Origin of the sequence: Deinococcus terrestris (assembly GCF_009377345.1) — a bacterium.
GTDB classification, from domain to species: Bacteria; Deinococcota; Deinococci; order Deinococcales; family Deinococcaceae; genus Deinococcus; species Deinococcus terrestris.
In genome coordinates this window covers 46,510-62,899 of the sequence record NZ_WBSL01000009.1, presented here as the reverse complement: position 1 = coordinate 62,899, position 16,390 = coordinate 46,510, and the positions used below count along the sequence as shown (strand labels likewise).

At 70.9% G+C, this 16,390-nt stretch carries 17 protein-coding genes; 11 read left to right on the top strand and 6 right to left on the bottom strand.

Features of this window, described 5'->3' with window-relative positions:
* Positions 1–885 precede the first annotated feature (885 nt).
* On the bottom strand, positions 886–1,839 hold the full coding sequence (locus F8S09_RS14125) for a homoserine dehydrogenase (RefSeq protein ID WP_322618847.1): 954 nt from the start codon (positions 1,837–1,839) through the stop codon (positions 886–888).
* A 157-nt stretch (positions 1,840–1,996) separates the two neighbouring features.
* Here F8S09_RS14125 and prfA point away from each other — a divergent pair, with 157 nt between their 5' ends.
* The 6 genes from prfA to F8S09_RS14095 all read left to right on the top strand — a co-directional run bounded on the left by prfA (position 1,997) and on the right by F8S09_RS14095 (position 7,683).
* The gene (gene prfA / locus F8S09_RS14120; RefSeq protein ID WP_322618846.1) at positions 1,997–3,106 is read left to right on the top strand and encodes a peptide chain release factor 1; all 1,110 of its coding nucleotides are present in this window, start codon (positions 1,997–1,999) and stop codon (positions 3,104–3,106) included.
* Positions 3,093–3,590 carry an NUDIX hydrolase gene (locus F8S09_RS14115; protein WP_152872117.1) on the top strand — a complete coding sequence of 166 codons (498 nt, stop codon included), beginning with the start codon at positions 3,093–3,095 and terminating at the stop codon, positions 3,588–3,590. The genes prfA and F8S09_RS14115 overlap by 14 nt, the downstream gene beginning before the upstream one ends.
* Positions 3,591–3,624: 34 nt before the next feature.
* Positions 3,625–4,107 carry an AAA family ATPase gene (locus tag F8S09_RS14110; protein ID WP_152872116.1) on the top strand — a complete coding sequence of 161 codons (483 nt, stop codon included), beginning with the start codon at positions 3,625–3,627 and terminating at the stop codon, positions 4,105–4,107.
* A 26-nt stretch (positions 4,108–4,133) separates the two neighbouring features.
* Entirely contained in the window at positions 4,134–5,102 is a 969-nt protein-coding gene (locus F8S09_RS14105; RefSeq protein WP_322618845.1) for an RluA family pseudouridine synthase, read from the top strand.
* Between the two features lie 155 nt (positions 5,103–5,257).
* Positions 5,258–7,063, top strand: coding sequence for a DEAD/DEAH box helicase (locus F8S09_RS14100; protein ID WP_152872115.1), 1,806 nt, complete (start codon positions 5,258–5,260; stop codon positions 7,061–7,063).
* A gap of 245 nt (positions 7,064–7,308) precedes the next feature.
* On the top strand, positions 7,309–7,683 hold the full coding sequence (locus F8S09_RS14095) for a hypothetical protein (RefSeq protein WP_152872114.1): 375 nt from the start codon (positions 7,309–7,311) through the stop codon (positions 7,681–7,683).
* A 13-nt stretch (positions 7,684–7,696) separates the two neighbouring features.
* Here F8S09_RS14095 and guaA read toward each other — a convergent pair whose 3' ends face one another.
* Together guaA and F8S09_RS14085 are read right to left on the bottom strand one after the other, a co-directional pair.
* Positions 7,697–9,232: a glutamine-hydrolyzing GMP synthase gene (gene guaA / locus F8S09_RS14090; RefSeq protein WP_322618844.1), complete on the bottom strand. Its 1,536-nt coding sequence runs from the start codon at positions 9,230–9,232 to the stop codon at positions 7,697–7,699.
* A 75-nt stretch (positions 9,233–9,307) separates the two neighbouring features.
* Positions 9,308–10,507 (bottom strand): hypothetical protein, encoded by a 1,200-nt coding sequence (locus F8S09_RS14085; protein ID WP_152872113.1) that lies wholly within the window; start codon positions 10,505–10,507, stop codon positions 9,308–9,310.
* A gap of 105 nt (positions 10,508–10,612) precedes the next feature.
* Here F8S09_RS14085 and F8S09_RS14080 point away from each other — a divergent pair, with 105 nt between their 5' ends.
* From F8S09_RS14080 to F8S09_RS14060, 5 genes are all read left to right on the top strand, one after another.
* On the top strand, positions 10,613–11,170 hold the full coding sequence (locus F8S09_RS14080) for a MogA/MoaB family molybdenum cofactor biosynthesis protein (protein ID WP_152872112.1): 558 nt from the start codon (positions 10,613–10,615) through the stop codon (positions 11,168–11,170).
* A complete protein-coding gene (locus F8S09_RS14075) occupies positions 11,167–11,949 on the top strand; it encodes a hypothetical protein (protein WP_322618843.1) in 783 nt (260 codons plus the stop codon). The genes F8S09_RS14080 and F8S09_RS14075 overlap by 4 nt, the downstream gene beginning before the upstream one ends.
* 72 nt (positions 11,950–12,021) lie before the next feature.
* The gene (gene truD, locus F8S09_RS14070) at positions 12,022–13,080 is read left to right on the top strand and encodes a tRNA pseudouridine(13) synthase TruD (RefSeq protein ID WP_322618842.1); all 1,059 of its coding nucleotides are present in this window, start codon (positions 12,022–12,024) and stop codon (positions 13,078–13,080) included.
* Complete coding sequence (locus F8S09_RS14065; RefSeq protein ID WP_152872111.1) at positions 13,077–13,445, top strand: hypothetical protein; 369 nt, start codon at positions 13,077–13,079, stop codon at positions 13,443–13,445. Before truD ends, F8S09_RS14065 begins: the two co-directional genes overlap by 4 nt.
* Before the next feature lie 8 nt (positions 13,446–13,453).
* A complete protein-coding gene (locus tag F8S09_RS14060) occupies positions 13,454–13,870 on the top strand; it encodes a DUF3293 domain-containing protein (protein ID WP_227978706.1) in 417 nt (138 codons plus the stop codon).
* Between the two features lie 66 nt (positions 13,871–13,936).
* Here the strand turns inward: F8S09_RS14060 and F8S09_RS14055 are convergent, their stop codons facing one another.
* From F8S09_RS14055 to F8S09_RS14045, 3 genes are read right to left on the bottom strand one after another with little or no spacing between them, the layout of a single operon-like run.
* Positions 13,937–15,157, bottom strand: a complete 1,221-nt coding sequence (locus F8S09_RS14055; RefSeq protein WP_322618841.1) for a zinc-dependent alcohol dehydrogenase — start codon at positions 15,155–15,157, stop codon at positions 13,937–13,939.
* Entirely contained in the window at positions 15,154–15,909 is a 756-nt protein-coding gene (locus F8S09_RS14050; RefSeq protein ID WP_152872110.1) for an SRPBCC family protein, read from the bottom strand. The genes F8S09_RS14055 and F8S09_RS14050 overlap by 4 nt, the downstream gene beginning before the upstream one ends.
* Positions 15,906–16,298, bottom strand: coding sequence for a hypothetical protein (locus tag F8S09_RS14045; protein ID WP_152872109.1), 393 nt, complete (start codon positions 16,296–16,298; stop codon positions 15,906–15,908). The genes F8S09_RS14050 and F8S09_RS14045 overlap by 4 nt, the downstream gene beginning before the upstream one ends.
* Positions 16,299–16,390: the final 92 nt, after the last annotated feature.

Genomic DNA, 16,390 nt, shown 5'->3' with positions numbered 1-16,390 from the left:
GGGGAGTTTCCCCTAACCCGGTTCATGACTTCTGCGGGGAAGGCGGCCAGATAAGCCGCTGGGGAGTTTGTCCCCTGGGGGTCCTGCTTACTCAGCTTGAGGGCGTCTGCCGCCTCTAACAGCAGCCCGGTGGACACCTCGAGGCGGTTAAACAGTGGGAAGGCTCGAGCCTTCCACTTCCGAGCAGCTCGGCGGGGCGAAGTACGCCACATGCCCCACACGCGGGCGTTTGTCGGAATGGGAATTGCCGCCCGTACCTGTTTGCAGGTCCAATAAAACTTATCGCTCTGGGTGGGGCCATTCACCTGCGCCAGCACTCGCGCCCGGTCCTGCTCGGCGTCCGGGAACTCGAGTCCCTCGGCGGAACAGGCCCCCACCGGACCGGGGAAAGTAAATGTCCTGACTTCCTGCTGGATTTCCTCGAGGTTCCCGGGACCGTCCCCCGCCACAATCCGCCGCCGGATGTGTCCCCGCTCCATAAGGCGGACCTTATGGAATACGGGAATAGCGGAAAGGGAAAACGCCTCAAGCGTGTTCCCCGTGTTATCTCCGCGTGTCCTGGCGCTCATTGCGGCACATCCTACCCGCTAGGGGGCAGTAATGTCCACTGCGTTTCATTCTGTCTCTGGCGTTGCGCCTCATCCCCAAAACATCCCCAAAACGGGGAAGCATACAGCGGTATTCTATGAACGAAGCGGAAAGTTGACCGGGCAAGGGAGCCGCGCCAGGACGCATAAAACGAGACAGGACGAAAAGTGGAGAACAGGCCGAAACACCCCTATTTAGACTTTGCAAGCGGAGGGTCAAGAGTTCGAATCTCTTAGCCTCCACCACCATGAACAGGACGCCGTTTTGATGCGGCGTCCTGTTCGCTTTCCCACGCGCTCAGTGCAGCGGCACGTGCCCCGGAAAGCCGATCACCCAGTCCAGCAGGTCGCCCACCATCGCCGAAGCGGTGACCATCCCACCCGCCCCGCCCCCGGCGAAGATCAGCGGCCCGCATTCCTCGCCCTCGTACACCAGCGCGTTGCGGCTGGCTCCCTCGTTGCACAGGGGGTGGGTCATGGGCAGGCGCTGGGGCGCGACCTGGGCGTGCCAGCCGTCCCCATCCGGGCTCAGTTCGGCCACCAGCTTGATGCGCTGCCCGGCGGCCTTCGCCTCCTGCACGTGCTCCAGCGTCACGCCCTCGATGCCCTGAATGTCCACCGCCGAATACGGAAAGTCCCCGTGGGCACAGAAGCGGGCCAGTACGGTCAGCTTGTGGGCGGTGTCAAAGCCGCCGACATCCAGCGTGGGCGGGTCCTCCGCGTACCCGAGGGCCTGGGCCTGCGCGAGGGCGTCGGCGTAGGGCTTCCCGGCCTCCATCTGCGAGAGGACATAGTTGCAGGTCCCATTCAGCACGGCCTGAAGGCGGATGAAGGTACTCGCCCGCAGCACCGTGCTCATCGGGCCGATGACGGGCGTTCCGGCCATCACCGCCGCCTCGTAGTAGAGCCGTCCGGCGAGGGCGTGCTCGCGGAGGTCGTCCCAGCGTTCGGCGAGCAGCGCCTTGTTCGCGGTGATGACGGGCCGCCCGCTTCGCAGGTAGGGTGAGAGCAGCGCCAGCGGCGCCTCGATGCCTCCCAGCGCCTCGATGACGACCGCGCACTCCTGCAAGAAGGCGGGGTCGTCGCGCAGGGGCGTTCCTGGCGGCACGTCCCGCTCTCGGGTCAGGTCGCGCACGAGCACGCCCGCGACCTCGACCTCCACACCCATGGAGGCGAAGACGCCCCGCCGCCGCTCCAGCAGGCGCAGCACGTTTTGCCCCACCGTGCCGCAGCCCAGCAGCCCTACCGTCACCCGCCGCGTTCCCCCGTTGTTCGCTGTTTCAGTCTGCACCGCTTCAGTGTGCACGCTGCGGGCCTGTTGCCTGCCTTCCGGTCGCGCGGGGGGCCGGACAGTAGACTGCCCCCATGAAGCCTGTGTCCACCCCTGTTCTGTTCTGCGCTGGGCCGCCGTGGTAAGCGGTGCCCAGGGCGGCCGCCTGGAGGAACTGGCGGCCGAGTTCTCTCATATCGAGCGGGCGATGGGCGACCCCTCTGTCCTCGCCAACCCCGCCGAGTACACCCGCCTGACCCGCCGTCACCGCGAACTGACTCCGGTCGTGACCCTGCACCGCGAGCGGGCGGAAGTGGCGGGGGCGCTCGCCCAGGCCCGCGAGCTGCTGGCCGACCCCGAACTGCGCGAACTCGCCGCCGGGGAGGTCGAGAGCCTCACCGCGCGGCTGATCGAGCTGGACGCCGAGCTGGAAGTGCTCCTCCTTCCCACCGACCCCGACGACGCCCGCGACGTGATTCTGGAGCTGCGGGCCGGGGCCGGGGGCGCGGAGGCGGGCCTCTTCGCGGTCGACCTGCTGCGGATGTACACCCGCTACGCCGAGGGAGCGGGTCTGAAACTCAACGTGCTGGAGGCCTCCGAGAGCGACCTGGGCGGGGCGAGCCGGGTGGTCGCGGAGGTGACGGGCGAGTTCGCCTTCCGCGCCCTGAAGTGGGAGCGCGGTGTCCACCGGGTCCAGCGCGTCCCCGCCACCGAGTCGCAGGGCCGCATCCATACGAGCACGGTGACGGTCGCCGTGCTGCCACAGGTGGAAACGGGCGAGGTCACCCTCGACCTCTCGGAGGTCCGCATCGACGTGTTCCGCTCGCAGGGGGCGGGCGGGCAGGGCGTGAACACCACCGACTCGGCGGTGCGGGCGGTGTACCGTGCCGGAACGCCCGACGAGATCGTGGTCGTCTGCCAGGACGGCCGCTCGCAGATCAAGAACCGCGAAAAGGCGCTGCAAGTCCTCTCGGCTCGCCTCGCTGAGCGTGAGCGGGCCGCGCGTGAGGCGGAAGAACGTCAGACCCGCGCCGCGCAGGTCGGCACGGGCGAGAGAAGCGAGAAGATTCGCACCTACAACTACCCGCAAAACCGCGTGACCGACCACCGCCTGGAGGGGGAGGTCAAGAATTTCGCCCTCGACAGCGTGGTCGCGGGGGGGCTCGCACCCGTCGTGGCGGCCCTGGCCCGGCAGGAGCGCGAGCGGCAGTTGCTCGACCTCGCGGAGGCCCCCGATGGCGCGGCGTGACCTCCTCGTCGCCGCCGGGGTGCTGCGAGACCGCTTCGGGCGGGTGCTGCTCGTCGGCAACGACTGGCAGGGCCTCGGACGGGTGCGCCACACCCTGCCCGGCGGGGTGGTCGAACCCGGCGAGACGCTGCTCGAAGCCCTCTACCGCGAGATCGTGGAGGAGACGGGCCTCAAGCTTACCGGCATCAAGCACATGGTCTACACGGTGCATATCGAGGACGAGCGCCGGGGCGAGCGGGCCATTGCGGTCGCCTTCGAGGCCACCTGGGAGGGCCTTCTCAACCCCGCCGACCCCGACGGCTTCATCGTGGAGGCCCGTTTCTGCACCCCCGACGAGGCGATGGAACTGCTGGAGTCCCCGCCCATGCGCGAGCCGCTGCTGGACTACCTCCGCACGGGCGAGCCGGGCCGCTTCTACGCTTTCAAGGGCTGGGACGGGCGCGGCGGGCTGCGGGTACCGCCCCTCAAGGCCGAGTCTCGGTGAAGGGCGTCTCCTTCGCTGCCTTGTGGCCGGGCACATGCGGCGCGTCCTGATCACGGGCATGTCGGGCACCGGCAAGTCGTCGGTGGTCCGCGAACTCGCCCGGCGCGGCTTCCGAGCCGTGGACACCGATACCGACGACTGGTCGGAGTGGACGACCGACGCCGAGGGCCAGCCCGACTGGATCTGGCGCGAAGGGCCGATGCGGGCGCTGCTCGCTGAAGAGGCGCGTCCCCTGTTCGTGTGCGGCTGCAAGTCCAATCAGGGCGCCTTTTACGACAGCTTCGACCGTGTGGTCCTTCTCAGCGCCCCGGCCGACGTGCTGCTCGCCCGGCTGCGGACGCGCACGGACAATCCCTATGGCAAGACCGAAGCGGAGCAGGCGGAGGTGCTGGGCTACCTGGAGACGGTCGAACCCCTCCTGCGGGCCGGGGCCAACCTCGAACTGGATTCGGGCCGCCTGTCTGTCGCGGAGCTGGCCGACGCGCTGGAAGCCCTGGCGCTGGCCCGCGAGGGTTAGCTCCCCCAGGATTTACACTGCCCCGCGTGACCGAGCCGCTTTCCTTCACCGCCGCGCCGGGCCGCCTCGACGCGGTGCTCGCCGACCTCACCGGGGTCAGCCGCTCGCAGGTCGCCGGGTGGATCGCGGGTGGGCATGTGGCGGTGGGGGGGCAACCTGCGACCAAAGCCAGCCTCAAGCTCAGGGGCGGCGAGGCCCTGACCGTGCGCCCACCCCCTCCACCCGACGCGACCGTCGCCCCCGAAGCGGTGCCCCTCGACGTGCTGTACGAGGACGACTTCCTCATCGCCGTGAACAAGCCACCCGGCATGGTGACCCACCCGGCCCCCGGCGTCACCTCTGGCACGCTCGTGAACGCGCTGCTGGGCCGCATGACCCTCCCCGAGCAGCCCGGCGCCGAGGGACCCGACGGTTACCGCCCCGGCATCGTGCACCGGCTGGACAGAGACACCAGCGGCGTGATCGTGGTCGCCAAGACGGTGGAGGCCCACGCCCGGCTCGCGGCGGCCTTCAAGGACCGCGACACCCGCAAGACCTACCTGGCGATTGCCGCCGGAACGTGGAAGGCGGACGGGCCGGTCAACGTGAGTGCGCCCATCGGCCGCCATCCCACCGCCCGGCAGCGGATGACGGTGGGCGGGGCCAATCCCCGCGAGGCGCAGACCCGATTTACCCCGCTGGAGGCCCATCCGGACGGGCACGGGCGCACGCTGGCGCTCGTCCGTGCCCAGCCGCGCACCGGCCGCACCCATCAGATTCGCGTCCACCTCGCGCACCTCGGCAGTCCGATTCTGGGCGACCCCGTCTATGGGCGGGAGAGTCAGGCCATCGGGCGACACGCCCTGCACGCCCATTTCCTGACGCTGCCCCACCCCGCGACGGGCGAGGCGCTGCACCTTCACGCCCCCGCGCCCGACGACCTGCTCTCGGCGTGGGTGGCGCTGGGGGGAATCCTTCCGGCCACTCTGGAAAGTCTGCCGTCGGAGCGGGCCTAACCCCTTGCCTTTCGTCGGCCTGTGGTGTACACTTTCTCTTCGTGCGCCGACCGGGATGCCCCCGGCGGCTGGAGAGTGCCCCTCACTCAAAGGACGAGCTTTCAGGGTTGAAGGCGTTTGGAGTTCTTAGGGGAAATCTCCCGAAAGGACTACAAATGAACTTTGATCAACTGATCGCGCCCGAACTCGCGGCGCGTCTTGCCGAGCGCGGCATCACCGAAGCCAGCCCCATTCAGGAGGGGAGCCTGCCCCAGACCCTCGCCGGGAAGGACCTGATCGGCCGCGCCCGCACCGGGACGGGCAAGACGCTCGCCTTTGCGCTGCCCATCGTGCAGAACCTCGAACCCAGCCGCGAGCGCGGCCGCCTGCCCCGCGCCATCGTGCTGGCCCCCACCCGCGAACTCGCCAAGCAGGTCGCGGAGGAGTTTTCCAAGAGCGGGGCGCACCTGACCACCGTCACCGTGTACGGCGGGGCCGCCTACAGCCCGCAGGAAAACGCCCTGCGCCGGGGTGTGGACGTGGTCGTGGGGACGCCCGGCCGCATTATCGACCACCTCGAGCGCGGCAACCTTGACCTGAGCGCGGTGGAGTACGCGGTGCTCGACGAGGCCGACGAGATGCTCAGCGTGGGCTTCGCGGACGCCATCGAGACGATTCTCCAGAAGACGCCCGCCGAGCGGCAGACCATGCTGTTCAGCGCCACCCTGACCCCCGACATCAAGCGCCTGGCCCGCAACTACCTCAAGGAGCCCGTCACCGTGGACATGGTGGGCGAGGGCAAAAGCCAGGCCGCGCAGACTGTCGAGCACCTCAAGGTGAAGGTGGGGCGTACCCGCACCCGCGTGCTGGCCGACCTGCTGACCGTCTACAACCCCGAAAAGGCCATCGTCTTCACGCGTACCAAGCGCGAGGCCGACGAACTGGCGAACGAGCTGATTCACCGCGGCATCGAGAGTGAGGCGCTGCACGGCGACCTCGCCCAGACGCAGCGCGAGCGGGCGCTGGGGGCCTTCCGCAGCGGGCGCGTGGGCGTGCTGGTGGCGACTGACGTGGCCGCCCGTGGCCTCGACATCCCCGAGGTGGACCTCGTGGTGCAGTACCACCTGCCGCAGGACCCCGAAAGCTACGTGCACCGCTCGGGCCGCACCGGCCGCGCCGGACGCACCGGCACCGCCATCGTGATGTACGGCGACCGCGACGGCCGCGAGATGCGCAACCTCGAATACCGGACTGGCGTGCAGTTCAAGGAACGCCCCCTGCCCACCCCCAGGGAAGTGCAGGAGGCCAGCGCCCGCTCCAGCGCCGAGATGGTGCGCCGGGTGGACGCAGCGGTGGCTGGGACCTTCCAGGCTGAGGCCGAGCGCCTGTTCAGCGAACTGGGCCTCGAAGCCCTGGCCCGTGCCCTCGCCAAGATCAGCGGCGTGACCGAGCCTGCCAAGGCGGCCAGCCTGCTGAGCGGCGAGGAAGGCCTGACCACGGTCGTGCTGCACGGCGAGCGCCTCAGCGTGCCGCGCACGGTGGCGCTGCTGGCCCGTGCCAGCGACCTCGACACCCGCCGCCTGGGCAAGGTCCGGCAGTGGCGCGGCGGCACCGTGGCGGACGTGCCCAGCGAGTTCATCGCCAAGCTGCTCGCCGCCTCCCCGCTGGAGGGCGAAGTGCAGATTGAGGTCGCCCAGGAGCTGCCCGAACTGTTCGAGGCGCCTGCCCGTGAGGGCCGCCAGGGCGGCGGTTACGGCGGCGGCCGGGGCTACCGCGACCGCGACGAGGGCGGCTCCCGCGGCGGGCGCGGCGGCTACCAGGGCGGCGGACGCGGGGGCTACGGCTCGCGTGACGGCGGCGGCTACCAGGGCGGTGGCCGGGGCGGTCAGGGCCGCTGGAGCCGCGACGACCGGGGCAGTGACCGGGGCGAGGCCCGCCGCGAGGACTTCGCCGACCGCGAGTTCGTGCCCGCCGGACGCTGAACCCCAGAAGCCTGAATGAAAGACCCCCTGCATGTGATGGGCGGGGGGTTTTTGCGGTGCAGGTGCAGAAGGCGGCGGTGGGCACCTTGCCGGGCCGCCCTGCCGCCTAGAGCATTTGACGAAAGAAGATGTTCGTCGAATTGGTCTGGGCGCCCCCTGACCCCTTGCTTCGCAAGGCCCTCTCCCACGAGGGGAGAGGGTCAGAACAGCACGCATTCTTCTGTCAAATGCTCTAGCCTCGGGGGATGAAGCGTTCGCCCCTCGCCTTCCTCGCGGCTTTCTTCGCTCTTGCGCTGATTACGGTGGTCCTCGGCCTCTGGCAGGTGGACTGGAAGGTGGAGGCGTTGCCGCTGTGGTTCTGGGGAGTGGCGGTGCTGGCGGGAGCGTTGGGCGTTCTGGGCGGGTGGTTGACGGGGCAAGCCACGCCCGAAAAGCCCTTGTCAGATCGGACGCTGCTCCTGGCGGCGGGTTGGGGGCTACCCACTGCCACGATGATGACCGGGGGCAACCTCGTAGACGAGGCCGTGACACCCCTCGCCGTGTTCCTGCTGATCGCGCTGTGGGCCGTGATGTCGCTGGGCTACGGCCGACTCATGGCCGGACAGCAACGCCCGGCCTGACCTCCGCCTCCTCTCACTCCCACTCGATCGTCGCGGGCGGCTTCCCGGTGATGTCGTACACCACGCGGTTGACCTCGTGGACCTGGTTCACGATGCGGTTGCTCATGGTCGCCAGGAACTCGTAGGGCAGGCGTGCCCATTCTGCCGTCATGAAGTCGTCGGTGGTCACGGCCCGCAGCGCTGCCGTGTAGGAGTAGGTGCGCCCGTCGCCCATCACGCCGACCGACTGGATGGGCGTCAGCACCGCCAGAGCTTGGCTGCACCCGTCATACAACCCGAACTCCCGCAGTCCCGAGATGAAGATGTCGTCCACCCGCCGCAGGATGTCCAGCTTCTCCTCGGAAATTGCCCCCAGGCAGCGGATGGCGAGGCCGGGGCCGGGAAAAGGGTGGCGCATCCGGATATGGTCGGGGAGGCCCAGCAGCCGGGCGATCTCGCGCACCTCGTCCTTGAAGAGGGTGCGGAACGGTTCGACCAGCTTGAAGGCGAGGTCGTCGGGCAGACCGCCCACGTTGTGGTGGCTCTTGATGTTGGCCGCGCCCGACTTGTCGCCTTGCCCGCCGCCCGCCGACTCGATCACGTCGGGGTAGAGGGTGCCCTGGGCGAGGAAGTCGAAGGGGCCGTACTCGCGGGCCTCGCGCTCGAAGGCCCGGATGAACTCGCGGCCGATGATCTTGCGCTTCTCCTCGGGGTCGGAAACGCCCGCCAGCGCCCCCATGAACTCCGCGCGGGCGTCCACCGTCACGAGGTTGACGCCCAGCGGCTTCAGCGCGGCCTCCACCTGCTCGCGCTCCCCGAGGCGCAGCAGCCCGTGGTCGATAAAGACGGCGGTGAGCCGCTCCCCAATCGCTCGCGCCAGCAGCAGCCCCAGCGTGGAGGAATCCACCCCGCCACTGATGGCGAGGAGCACCCGCCCCTGATCGCCCACCTGTGCCCGCACGCCCCCGATCAGGTCGTCGATGATGTGCTCGGCGGTCCAGTCGCGGGCCACGCCGCAGATCTCCAGGAAGTTGGCGAGGAGTTGCCCACCCTTGGGCGTGTGGACGACCTCCGGGTGGAATTGCACCCCGTAGCGGCGGGTGAGCGGGTTCTCGATGGCGGCGACGGGCGTGTCGGCGGTTTCGGCCACGACCTCGTAGCCCTCCGGCAATCGGGTCACCGAGTCGGCGTGGCTCATCCAGGCGACGAACTCGCCCTGAATGCCGCGAAAGAGTTGCCCCCCGTAGCGGGTCAGGTCGGCCTTGCCGTACTCGTGCTTGCCCGCCCGCGCGACCTCGCCGCCTGCCTCGTGCGCGAGAAACTGCATGCCGTAGCACACGCCCAGCATGGGCACGTCCAGCTCCAGCACGCCGGGCGCGGGGCGCGGCGCTCCGGCATCGTAGACGCTGCTGGGGCCGCCCGACAGGACGATCCCCTGAGGGTTCTCCTGCGCGATGCGCTCCAGGCTCGCGGTGCCCGGCAGGATCACGCTGTACGCCCCCAGTTCGCGGAAGCGCCGCGCGATGAGGCGGGTGAACTGGCTGCCGAAGTCCAGAATGACGAGGCTCACGGGCGTGATTGTGGCACAGCCGCCCGCTGAGGCGGGGAGGGGGTGTCCAGCCACGCCGCTCGCCCCGCTCCTGCCCTACGGGGCGAGGTCTATGGTGACCGGCACCGCGCTGGGGGCCGTCACGGTGACCTGGGCGGGGGCGTACCCGTCGGCGGCCACCCGCAGCACGTACTCGCCGGGCGTGGGCAGGGGAACTGCGCCGGGGGCGGTGCCGACCTCGGTGCCCGCCTTCAGGTTCGCTCCGGCGGGCGCCCGCACCACGCTGAGGTGGACCGGGCCGGGAGCCTCGCCATTCACGGCAAAGGTCAGGGTGCAGCAGGCGGAGGCCGAAGCTGCTGTCCGGGTGGCGGTCGGCGCGTCCGCCCCACTGCCCGAGCGCCACGCCCACACCGCCGCTGCCAGTGCCAGCACCGCGAGCAGCGCCAGCAGGGGCCACAGCCACGCGGGGCGGCTGGTCTCGCGTCGGGGGGCGGGCGTGGCCTCCTGCCCCGGCTTGACCACCCGCCGGGTGCCGTCCGGGTTCCAGGTGATGCGGACCTCCTCACCCAGCCGCCGCCGCGAGGTGGGGGAGGGCGCGACCCTGGACGGCTCGGGAGTGCTCTTGGGGGCAGGCTCCGGGTCAACCTCCGCCGGAGCGGCGGTCACGATGATGGATGAGCGGGCGTCCGGCTCGTCGGCGGGCGCAGGGTCCGGCGCCGGTTCCGCCTCGGCTTCGGCCGGAGAGTTCGTCCGCAGCGGCGGCGCCTCCTGGGGCGCGTCCAGCCGGGCGAGGAGTTCCTGGGCGGTCGCGCCCTCGGGCAGGTTCCGCAGGGAAGCCGGAAGCTCGCCCAACGTTTCCAGCGCCCCCAGCAGCGTCCGCACGTCTTCCTCCGGCGTGGGGTCACCCCCCCAGGGCAGCGCGGCCCCCGCCAGCGCGACCTGCCCGTCCACGCTCCACAGTTGCGCGGCGCTCACGCCCCCGTGGGTCAGGCCCGCCGCGTGCAGCGCCGCGAGGCCCTCCAGCCCCCCCCGTGCGGCGAGAAGGGGATCGCGGGCCGGGTGCGCGTGGGGCGGCAGCTCGGTGACGATATAGGCGGTCTCGCCATCCATCCCGCCCTCGGAGGGGCGCAGCAGGGCGGGCGAGTCGGGCAGTTCGGGCAACGGGGCCGCGTGGGGCAGCACGTGCAGCAGCACCGGCATCCCGGTCAGGCGGTCGGTCGCGCGGAGCGTCCGCACCGCCGCCGTGGGGTCGCCGCCGAGGTCACGCGCGGCCACGTAGGGGCCGATGGGCTTCATCGCGGGCCAGTATAGGGGAGGGCCGCCGTCGCCCGCTCCAGCATCGCCTGACCGTGAGCCTGCCCCCGCCCGCCGGGTCACGCTCCGGCGTATGGTGCGGGCGTCATGGCCGACCCTGCCCCCCCGCCCTCTGGCCCCACCGGACACCGCGCCGCCGCGCCCAAAGCGGTGCGGGCCGCCGTCCTCACCATCAGCGACACCCGTACCCAGGCGACCGACACCAGCGGCGCCTACCTGCGGGCCGAGTTGGGGGCGGCGGGCCACGAGGTCACCGCCTCCCGCATCGTCCGCGACGAGGAAGGGGCGATCCGCGCAGCGCTGGCCGAGCTGATGGCGGGGGCCGACGTGGTCCTCACCAGCGGGGGCACCGGGATCACCGGGCGCGACGTGACGGTCCCAGTCGTGGAGTCGCTGCTCACCAAGCCGCTCCCTGGCTTCGGGGAACTGTTCCGGATGCTGAGCTACCGCAACGTGGGCGCCGCCGCCATGCTCTCGCGGGCGGTGGGCGGCCTGGCGGGAGAGACGCTGCTGTTCGCCCTCCCCGGCAGCCGGGGCGCGGTGCAGACCGCCTGGGAGGGCCTCTTGCGGGACGAACTCGGTCACCTCGTCTTTGAGGTCCGGCGGCACGGGCAACCGGGCGGGGCGGAGGAGAGGGAAGCGTGACCTTCGCCGCCTACGTGACGCCCCTCTACGCCCTGTGCCTCGCCCTGATCGCGGGCTACTGGCTGTGGCGGGTGGGGCGGGAGGCCCGTCTCCGCCACGAACCGCGCGTGGCGTGGTGGGCGGTGCTGGGGTGGCTCGTGCTGCTGCTCGCGCCGCTGCTGGAGGTTCCGGCCCTCTTCGGGCTGGGGGCGGCGGCGCTGCTGCTGGCCGAGTTCTGGCCGGGGGCGTTCCGGCCCACCCGCACCCGGCCCGGTGGGGCGTGGCCGCTGGTGGGCGTGCTGCTGGGCCTCGCGCTGCTGGCCCTGCTCGCCGCGCAGGGAGACGGGCGGGTGCGCGACCTGGCCGTGCCGCTGGCCGCCGCGCTGGGGCTGCTGCTGGCGGGGGCCGGAGGACTGATCGCCCGCACCCTGTTTCGTCCCCTCCCCCCGGCCCGGCGCCTGCCGGGGCTGGAGGTGCGATTCGGCCCCACCCAGCTTCCCGAGTGGCCCGACCTCAGCCTCGCGCTGACCGGGCGCGGCGCCCGGCTCACCAACGTCTCGGATGGCCCCCTGTGGCTGGCCGGGTGGTCGCCCAGCGGCACGAACGCCTGGCTGCGGGTGCGTGACGAGGGCGGCGCTCCGCTCAACGTGCTGCCCAGCGGCGGGCACGCCGTCCTGCCCCTGCGCGGCTGGGAGCGCGGCGTGCGGGTGTGGTACGTGCGGGAGCTGGGGCCGGGGCCGTCGCAGCTCTTCCGGGCCGACTGGACGCCGCCGGGCGGAGGCGAACGGGTGCTGAACTGAGGGAGCGTGCCCACTCCCCCCCGGCGCCCTCTCACCCCGCAGGCCCGCCGCAGGGCGTAGGGTGGACGGATCGTGAGTCTGGTGTTTGATTGGACGGCGCTCGCCACGCGGACGGAGACGCCCGGAACGGGGGGCCGACTGCGGACCGTGCCCGAGGATTTCCGGGTGGAGGAGGTCCCCGCCTATCCCCTTTCCGGTGAGGGCGAGCACCTCTACCTGCGGCTGGAAAAGACCGGGCACACCACCGCCCACGTCCTGCGCGAACTGACCACCCAACTCGGTGTGCGCGACCGCGACGTGGGGGTCGCTGGGCTCAAGGACCGCCACGCCGTCACGACCCAGTGGATCAGCCTCCCCGCCAAGTACGAGGCCCGACTGGAGGGATTCGCGCTGGACGGCGTGCGGGTGCTGGAGGTGACTCGCCACGGCAACAAGCTGGGGCTGGGCCACCTGCGCGGCAACCGCTTCGTGGTGCGGGCGCGCGGCGCTGAGGGCATGGCCGACACGGCAGCGGCGACCCTCGCCCTGCTGACGGCGGGGGGCGTGCCCAACTACTTCGGGCCGCAGCGCTTCGGCCTGCACGGGCTGAATGCCGAAGAAGGCCTGCGCGTCCTGCGCGGCGAGTCGCGGGTGCGCGACCCCCGCGTGCGGCGCTTCCTGACGACCAGCGTGCAGAGCCTGCTGTTCAACCACTTCCTGAACCTGCGGCTCTCACGCGGTCTGTTCGACCGCCTGATCGCCGGGGATATGGCGAAAAAGCACGATACCGGGGGCGTCTTTCTGGTCGAGGACGCGGCGGCCGAGTCCCCCCGCGCCGAACGCGGCGAGGTCAGCGCCACGGGCACGCTGTTTGGCCGCAAGGTCAAGCCGCTGACCCTGGACGCAGGGGCGCTGGAGGCTGAGGCTTTGGCCGCCTTCGGCCTCACGCCCGAGGTCTTCGCCTCCCGCCGGGGCGACCGCCGCCTCACCCGCATTTTCCCCGAGGGGGCCGAGGTGCGCCCCGAGGAGGACGGGTACACGGTGGCCTTCACGCTCCCGAAGGGCAGCTTCGCCACCAGCGTCCTGCGTGAGCTGACCAAGACGGCCGTGGACGCCCCTGACGAGCCGGACGCGGCCGAGGAGGAGGAATGAGACGCGGCGCGGTCCTCCTGCTGGCCGGGCTGGGGGTGGCCCTCGCCGCCCGGCTACCCGCCGCCGACCTGGGACTGCGGCCTGCGTTCGGCGGCGCGGTCTTGCAGGGACGGGTGACGGTGGGCGGGGGCGACGCGCTGACGGGCGTGTGGAGCGGCGCAGGCCGCGCCCGGCTGCTGCGCTGCACCCCCCGCTGCGAAATGGTGGAGAGCATTCCAGTGCCGGGCACCCTGCTGCTGGGCGAGAGCACGCCCTACCGGGTGGTCCTCGCCGGGGACTTCCGGCCAGGTCAGCGCGTGCGGGTGGCCCTGCGCTTCCGGCAGGCGCCGCTGCTCAACGCCGAGGCCGTCATGCTGCGCCCTTGAGGGCAGGGTTGCGGGCCGCCTTCCTGGGGACAGGCTACGGCCCCGCCGGGGAACAGGGTGTCCTGTCGCCCATGCCCGGCCGCCCACCAAGCTGGGCTTACGGACCGTGGGCCATCGTCACCGCGTGGAATCCGGCTGGAAAGCGGGCGTCCGACCTGGCGAATGCGCAGGCCCACGCGGCCCTCCTTACCCTCGTGCAGGACGGCGGGTTCACCCCCATGCTTGTCATCAACGGCAAGGGCGAATGGGCCGAGGCCGCGCTGCTGATTCATGGGGCTCGGCTTTGGCAGGCGGCGGAGTGGGGCAGCGCGTTCGGGCAAGCCGCCGTGCTGTGGGGCGACGGTGCACGGGCGGCGCTGGTGTGGCTGGACGGCAGGCGGGTGACGGGAGCGGAACGGCGCTGGCTGGTGGTGGGGCACGGTTAACGGAGACTCGCTCCACAGCGGCGGGCCGGAGGACTTTTCCCTCCGGCCCGCCGTGCTCGCCCTTCCTCAGCCCTGTGGCTGGGGCGCGGGCGTCGGCTCGTGATCCTTGGGGTCGGCCCAGGGGTCGAGGACGCACTTGATGCAGCCGTCGTGCTTGTGCTTGAAGATGTGGTAGGCGTGCGGCGCCTCGTCCAGCGTCAGGCGGTGGGTGATGATCCGGGTCGGATCGATCTCGCCGCGCTGGATGTAGCCGGTCAGCCGGTCGAGGTAGCGGTGGACGTGGGTCTGCCCGGTCTTCATGGTCAGGCCCTTGTTCATGAAGGCCCCCAGCGGAATCTTGTCCGCCAGGCCGCCGTACACGCCGGGCACGCTGACGGTTCCGCCCTTGCGGCAGGCCATGATCGCGGCCCGCAGCGCGTGGGGGCGGTCACTCTCCAGCACGCGGGTGGTCTGCTTGACCGCGTCGGCCACGCCCAGCAGGCCGTGCGCCTGCGCTTCGAGCCCCACCGCGTCCATCACGCTGTCTGGGCCGCGTCCGCCGGTCATCTCCTTGAGGAGTTCAAAGACGTTCTCCTCCTCGTAGTTGATCGTCTCCGCGCCGTAGGTCCGGGCCATCTCCAGCCGCTCGGGAAAGCGGTCAATGGCGATCACGCGCTCGGCGCCCAGCAGGAAGGCGCTGGCAATGCCGAACAGGCCCACTGGCCCCGCCCCGAACACGGCCACCACGTCGCCCGGCTCGATCTGGCAGTTCTCGGCACCCATGAAGCCGGTCGGGAAGATGTCGGTGAGGAACAGCACCTGTTCGTCGGTCAGGCCGTCAGGCACCTTGAACAGGTTGGCGTCGGCGTAGACCGTGCGGGCGAACTGCGCCTGCCCGCCCGCGTATCCGCCGGTAATGTGCGAGTAGCCGTAGAGTCCGGCGGGCGAGTAGCCCCAGAACTTCTCGGCCAGCCCCGGATTGGGGTTGGAGTTGTCGCACAGCGAGGTCAGCCCCTTCTGGCAGTACCAGCACTTGCCGCAGGCGATGGGGAAGGGCACGATCACCCGGTCGCCCACCTTGACCTTGCGGACCTCGGAGCCGACCTCCACGACCTCGCCCATGAACTCGTGCCCCACGATGTCGCCGTGGACCATGGAGGGCACGTAGCCGTCGAGGAGGTGCAGGTCCGAGCCGCAAATCGCGGTCTTGGTCACCCGCACGATGGCGTCAGTGGGCTGCAGAATCTGAGGATCAGGAACCGTCTCCACGCTGACGCGGTTGACACCCTGCCACACGACGGCCTTCACGAGGTCCTCCGGTTGTCGTACATCCTGGCCTCCGCCTTCAGCGCACCCTTGCGGCCACTGGACTGGCCCTCGGTGGTGGGAATATGCCCAACCTCCAGCAGCCGCTTGAGCCGCCGCAGGTCATGTTCAATCTGCACGTTGGGGTCCTCGCCCAGCAGCCGGGCGACCGTCGCCCCCAGGGTGCCCCCCGGCGGGCGGTAGGTCAGCGAGACGTGGATCTCGGTGCCCCGGTCACCGGGCGCGGGGCGGAACTCTACTGCACCCTCGTTGGGCACCGTCGCCCCCTCCAGCGAACGCCACGCGATGCGGCGTCCCGGCTCGTCAGCGGTGATCTCGGCGTCCCACTCGACGCTCGTGCCCGCCGGAGCCTTGGCGACCCAGTGCGAGCGCTGGCCGTCCCCATCCTGCACCTTTACCGATTCCAGGTGGTCCATAAAGCGCGGCAGGTTCTCAAAGTTGCGCCAGAAGGTGTACAGCTCGTCGGCGCCCATCCCGACCGTGATCGCCTTTTCCACCTTGATCTGGTCGTCTTCGGTGCGGCGCACGCCCGTGACCGTCTCGCCGAGGCCCTGGCCCATCGCCGCGCCCGCGACGAGGAGGGCGCCCCCGGTGGCGAGCAGGGTCCCCACCTGTCCGCGTTGGCCCAGGCTCAGGGCGATCAGCCCCGCGCCGATGCTGCCGAACAGCACGCGCTCGGCGGGGCTGGAATTCCGGCCGCTCTGGGGCCGTTCCTCGTAGTCCTTGCGGGTCATGGTCGCCCTCCTTTCATGCGGCGGGGCGGGTTCATGCTCAGCGCCCGCGCGGTCAGCACGTCCACGACCAGCACGCCCGAGAGCATCAGCAGGCTGTTCGCCATGCGCTTGCGCCCGTGCGGGTCGTTCGGCCCCGCGTGGCCCACCGTGGCAATGTCCAGCACGTCCCCGACGGCCCGGCCCCACACCCAGGTCGCGGCGGCGGCCGGGTGGGTCAGCAGGCCGACCCCGGCCACCACTTCCCGCACCCCGTAGGAGCGCACCAGCCCGTCCTGCTCGCCGTCGCGCACGCCCACCAGACGGCTGATCTGGCCCGGCATCAGAAGCTCGGCGACGCCCAGCCCCAGGCTGAACCAGCCGAGTCCCCTCGCCACTTGCTGTGCATCCATATGTCTGCCTCCTTTGTCGGTCAAGCCCTGCGAACAGTTCCCAGCGTCGCAGAAGACCCCCGGCCTTTTCGTCCGGTGGGGCTAGAGAGTTG

Bases quoted from the DNA above. Each gene is read 5' to 3' on its own strand.
- F8S09_RS14115 (WP_152872117.1), top strand. From the start codon at position 3,093: ATGGCGCGGCGTGACCTCCTCGTCGCCGCCGGGGTGCTGCGAGACCGC.
- F8S09_RS14110 (WP_152872116.1), top strand. From the start codon at position 3,625: ATGCGGCGCGTCCTGATCACGGGCATGTCGGGCACCGGCAAGTCGTCG.
- F8S09_RS14100 (WP_152872115.1), top strand. From the start codon at position 5,258: ATGAACTTTGATCAACTGATCGCGCCCGAACTCGCGGCGCGTCTTGCC.
- F8S09_RS14095 (WP_152872114.1), top strand. From the start codon at position 7,309: ATGAAGCGTTCGCCCCTCGCCTTCCTCGCGGCTTTCTTCGCTCTTGCG.
- F8S09_RS14085 (WP_152872113.1), bottom strand. From the start codon at position 10,507: ATGAAGCCCATCGGCCCCTACGTGGCCGCGCGTGACCTCGGCGGCGAC.
- F8S09_RS14080 (WP_152872112.1), top strand. From the start codon at position 10,613: ATGGCCGACCCTGCCCCCCCGCCCTCTGGCCCCACCGGACACCGCGCC.
- F8S09_RS14065 (WP_152872111.1), top strand. From the start codon at position 13,077: ATGAGACGCGGCGCGGTCCTCCTGCTGGCCGGGCTGGGGGTGGCCCTC.
- F8S09_RS14050 (WP_152872110.1), bottom strand. From the start codon at position 15,909: ATGACCCGCAAGGACTACGAGGAACGGCCCCAGAGCGGCCGGAATTCC.
- F8S09_RS14045 (WP_152872109.1), bottom strand. From the start codon at position 16,298: ATGGATGCACAGCAAGTGGCGAGGGGACTCGGCTGGTTCAGCCTGGGG.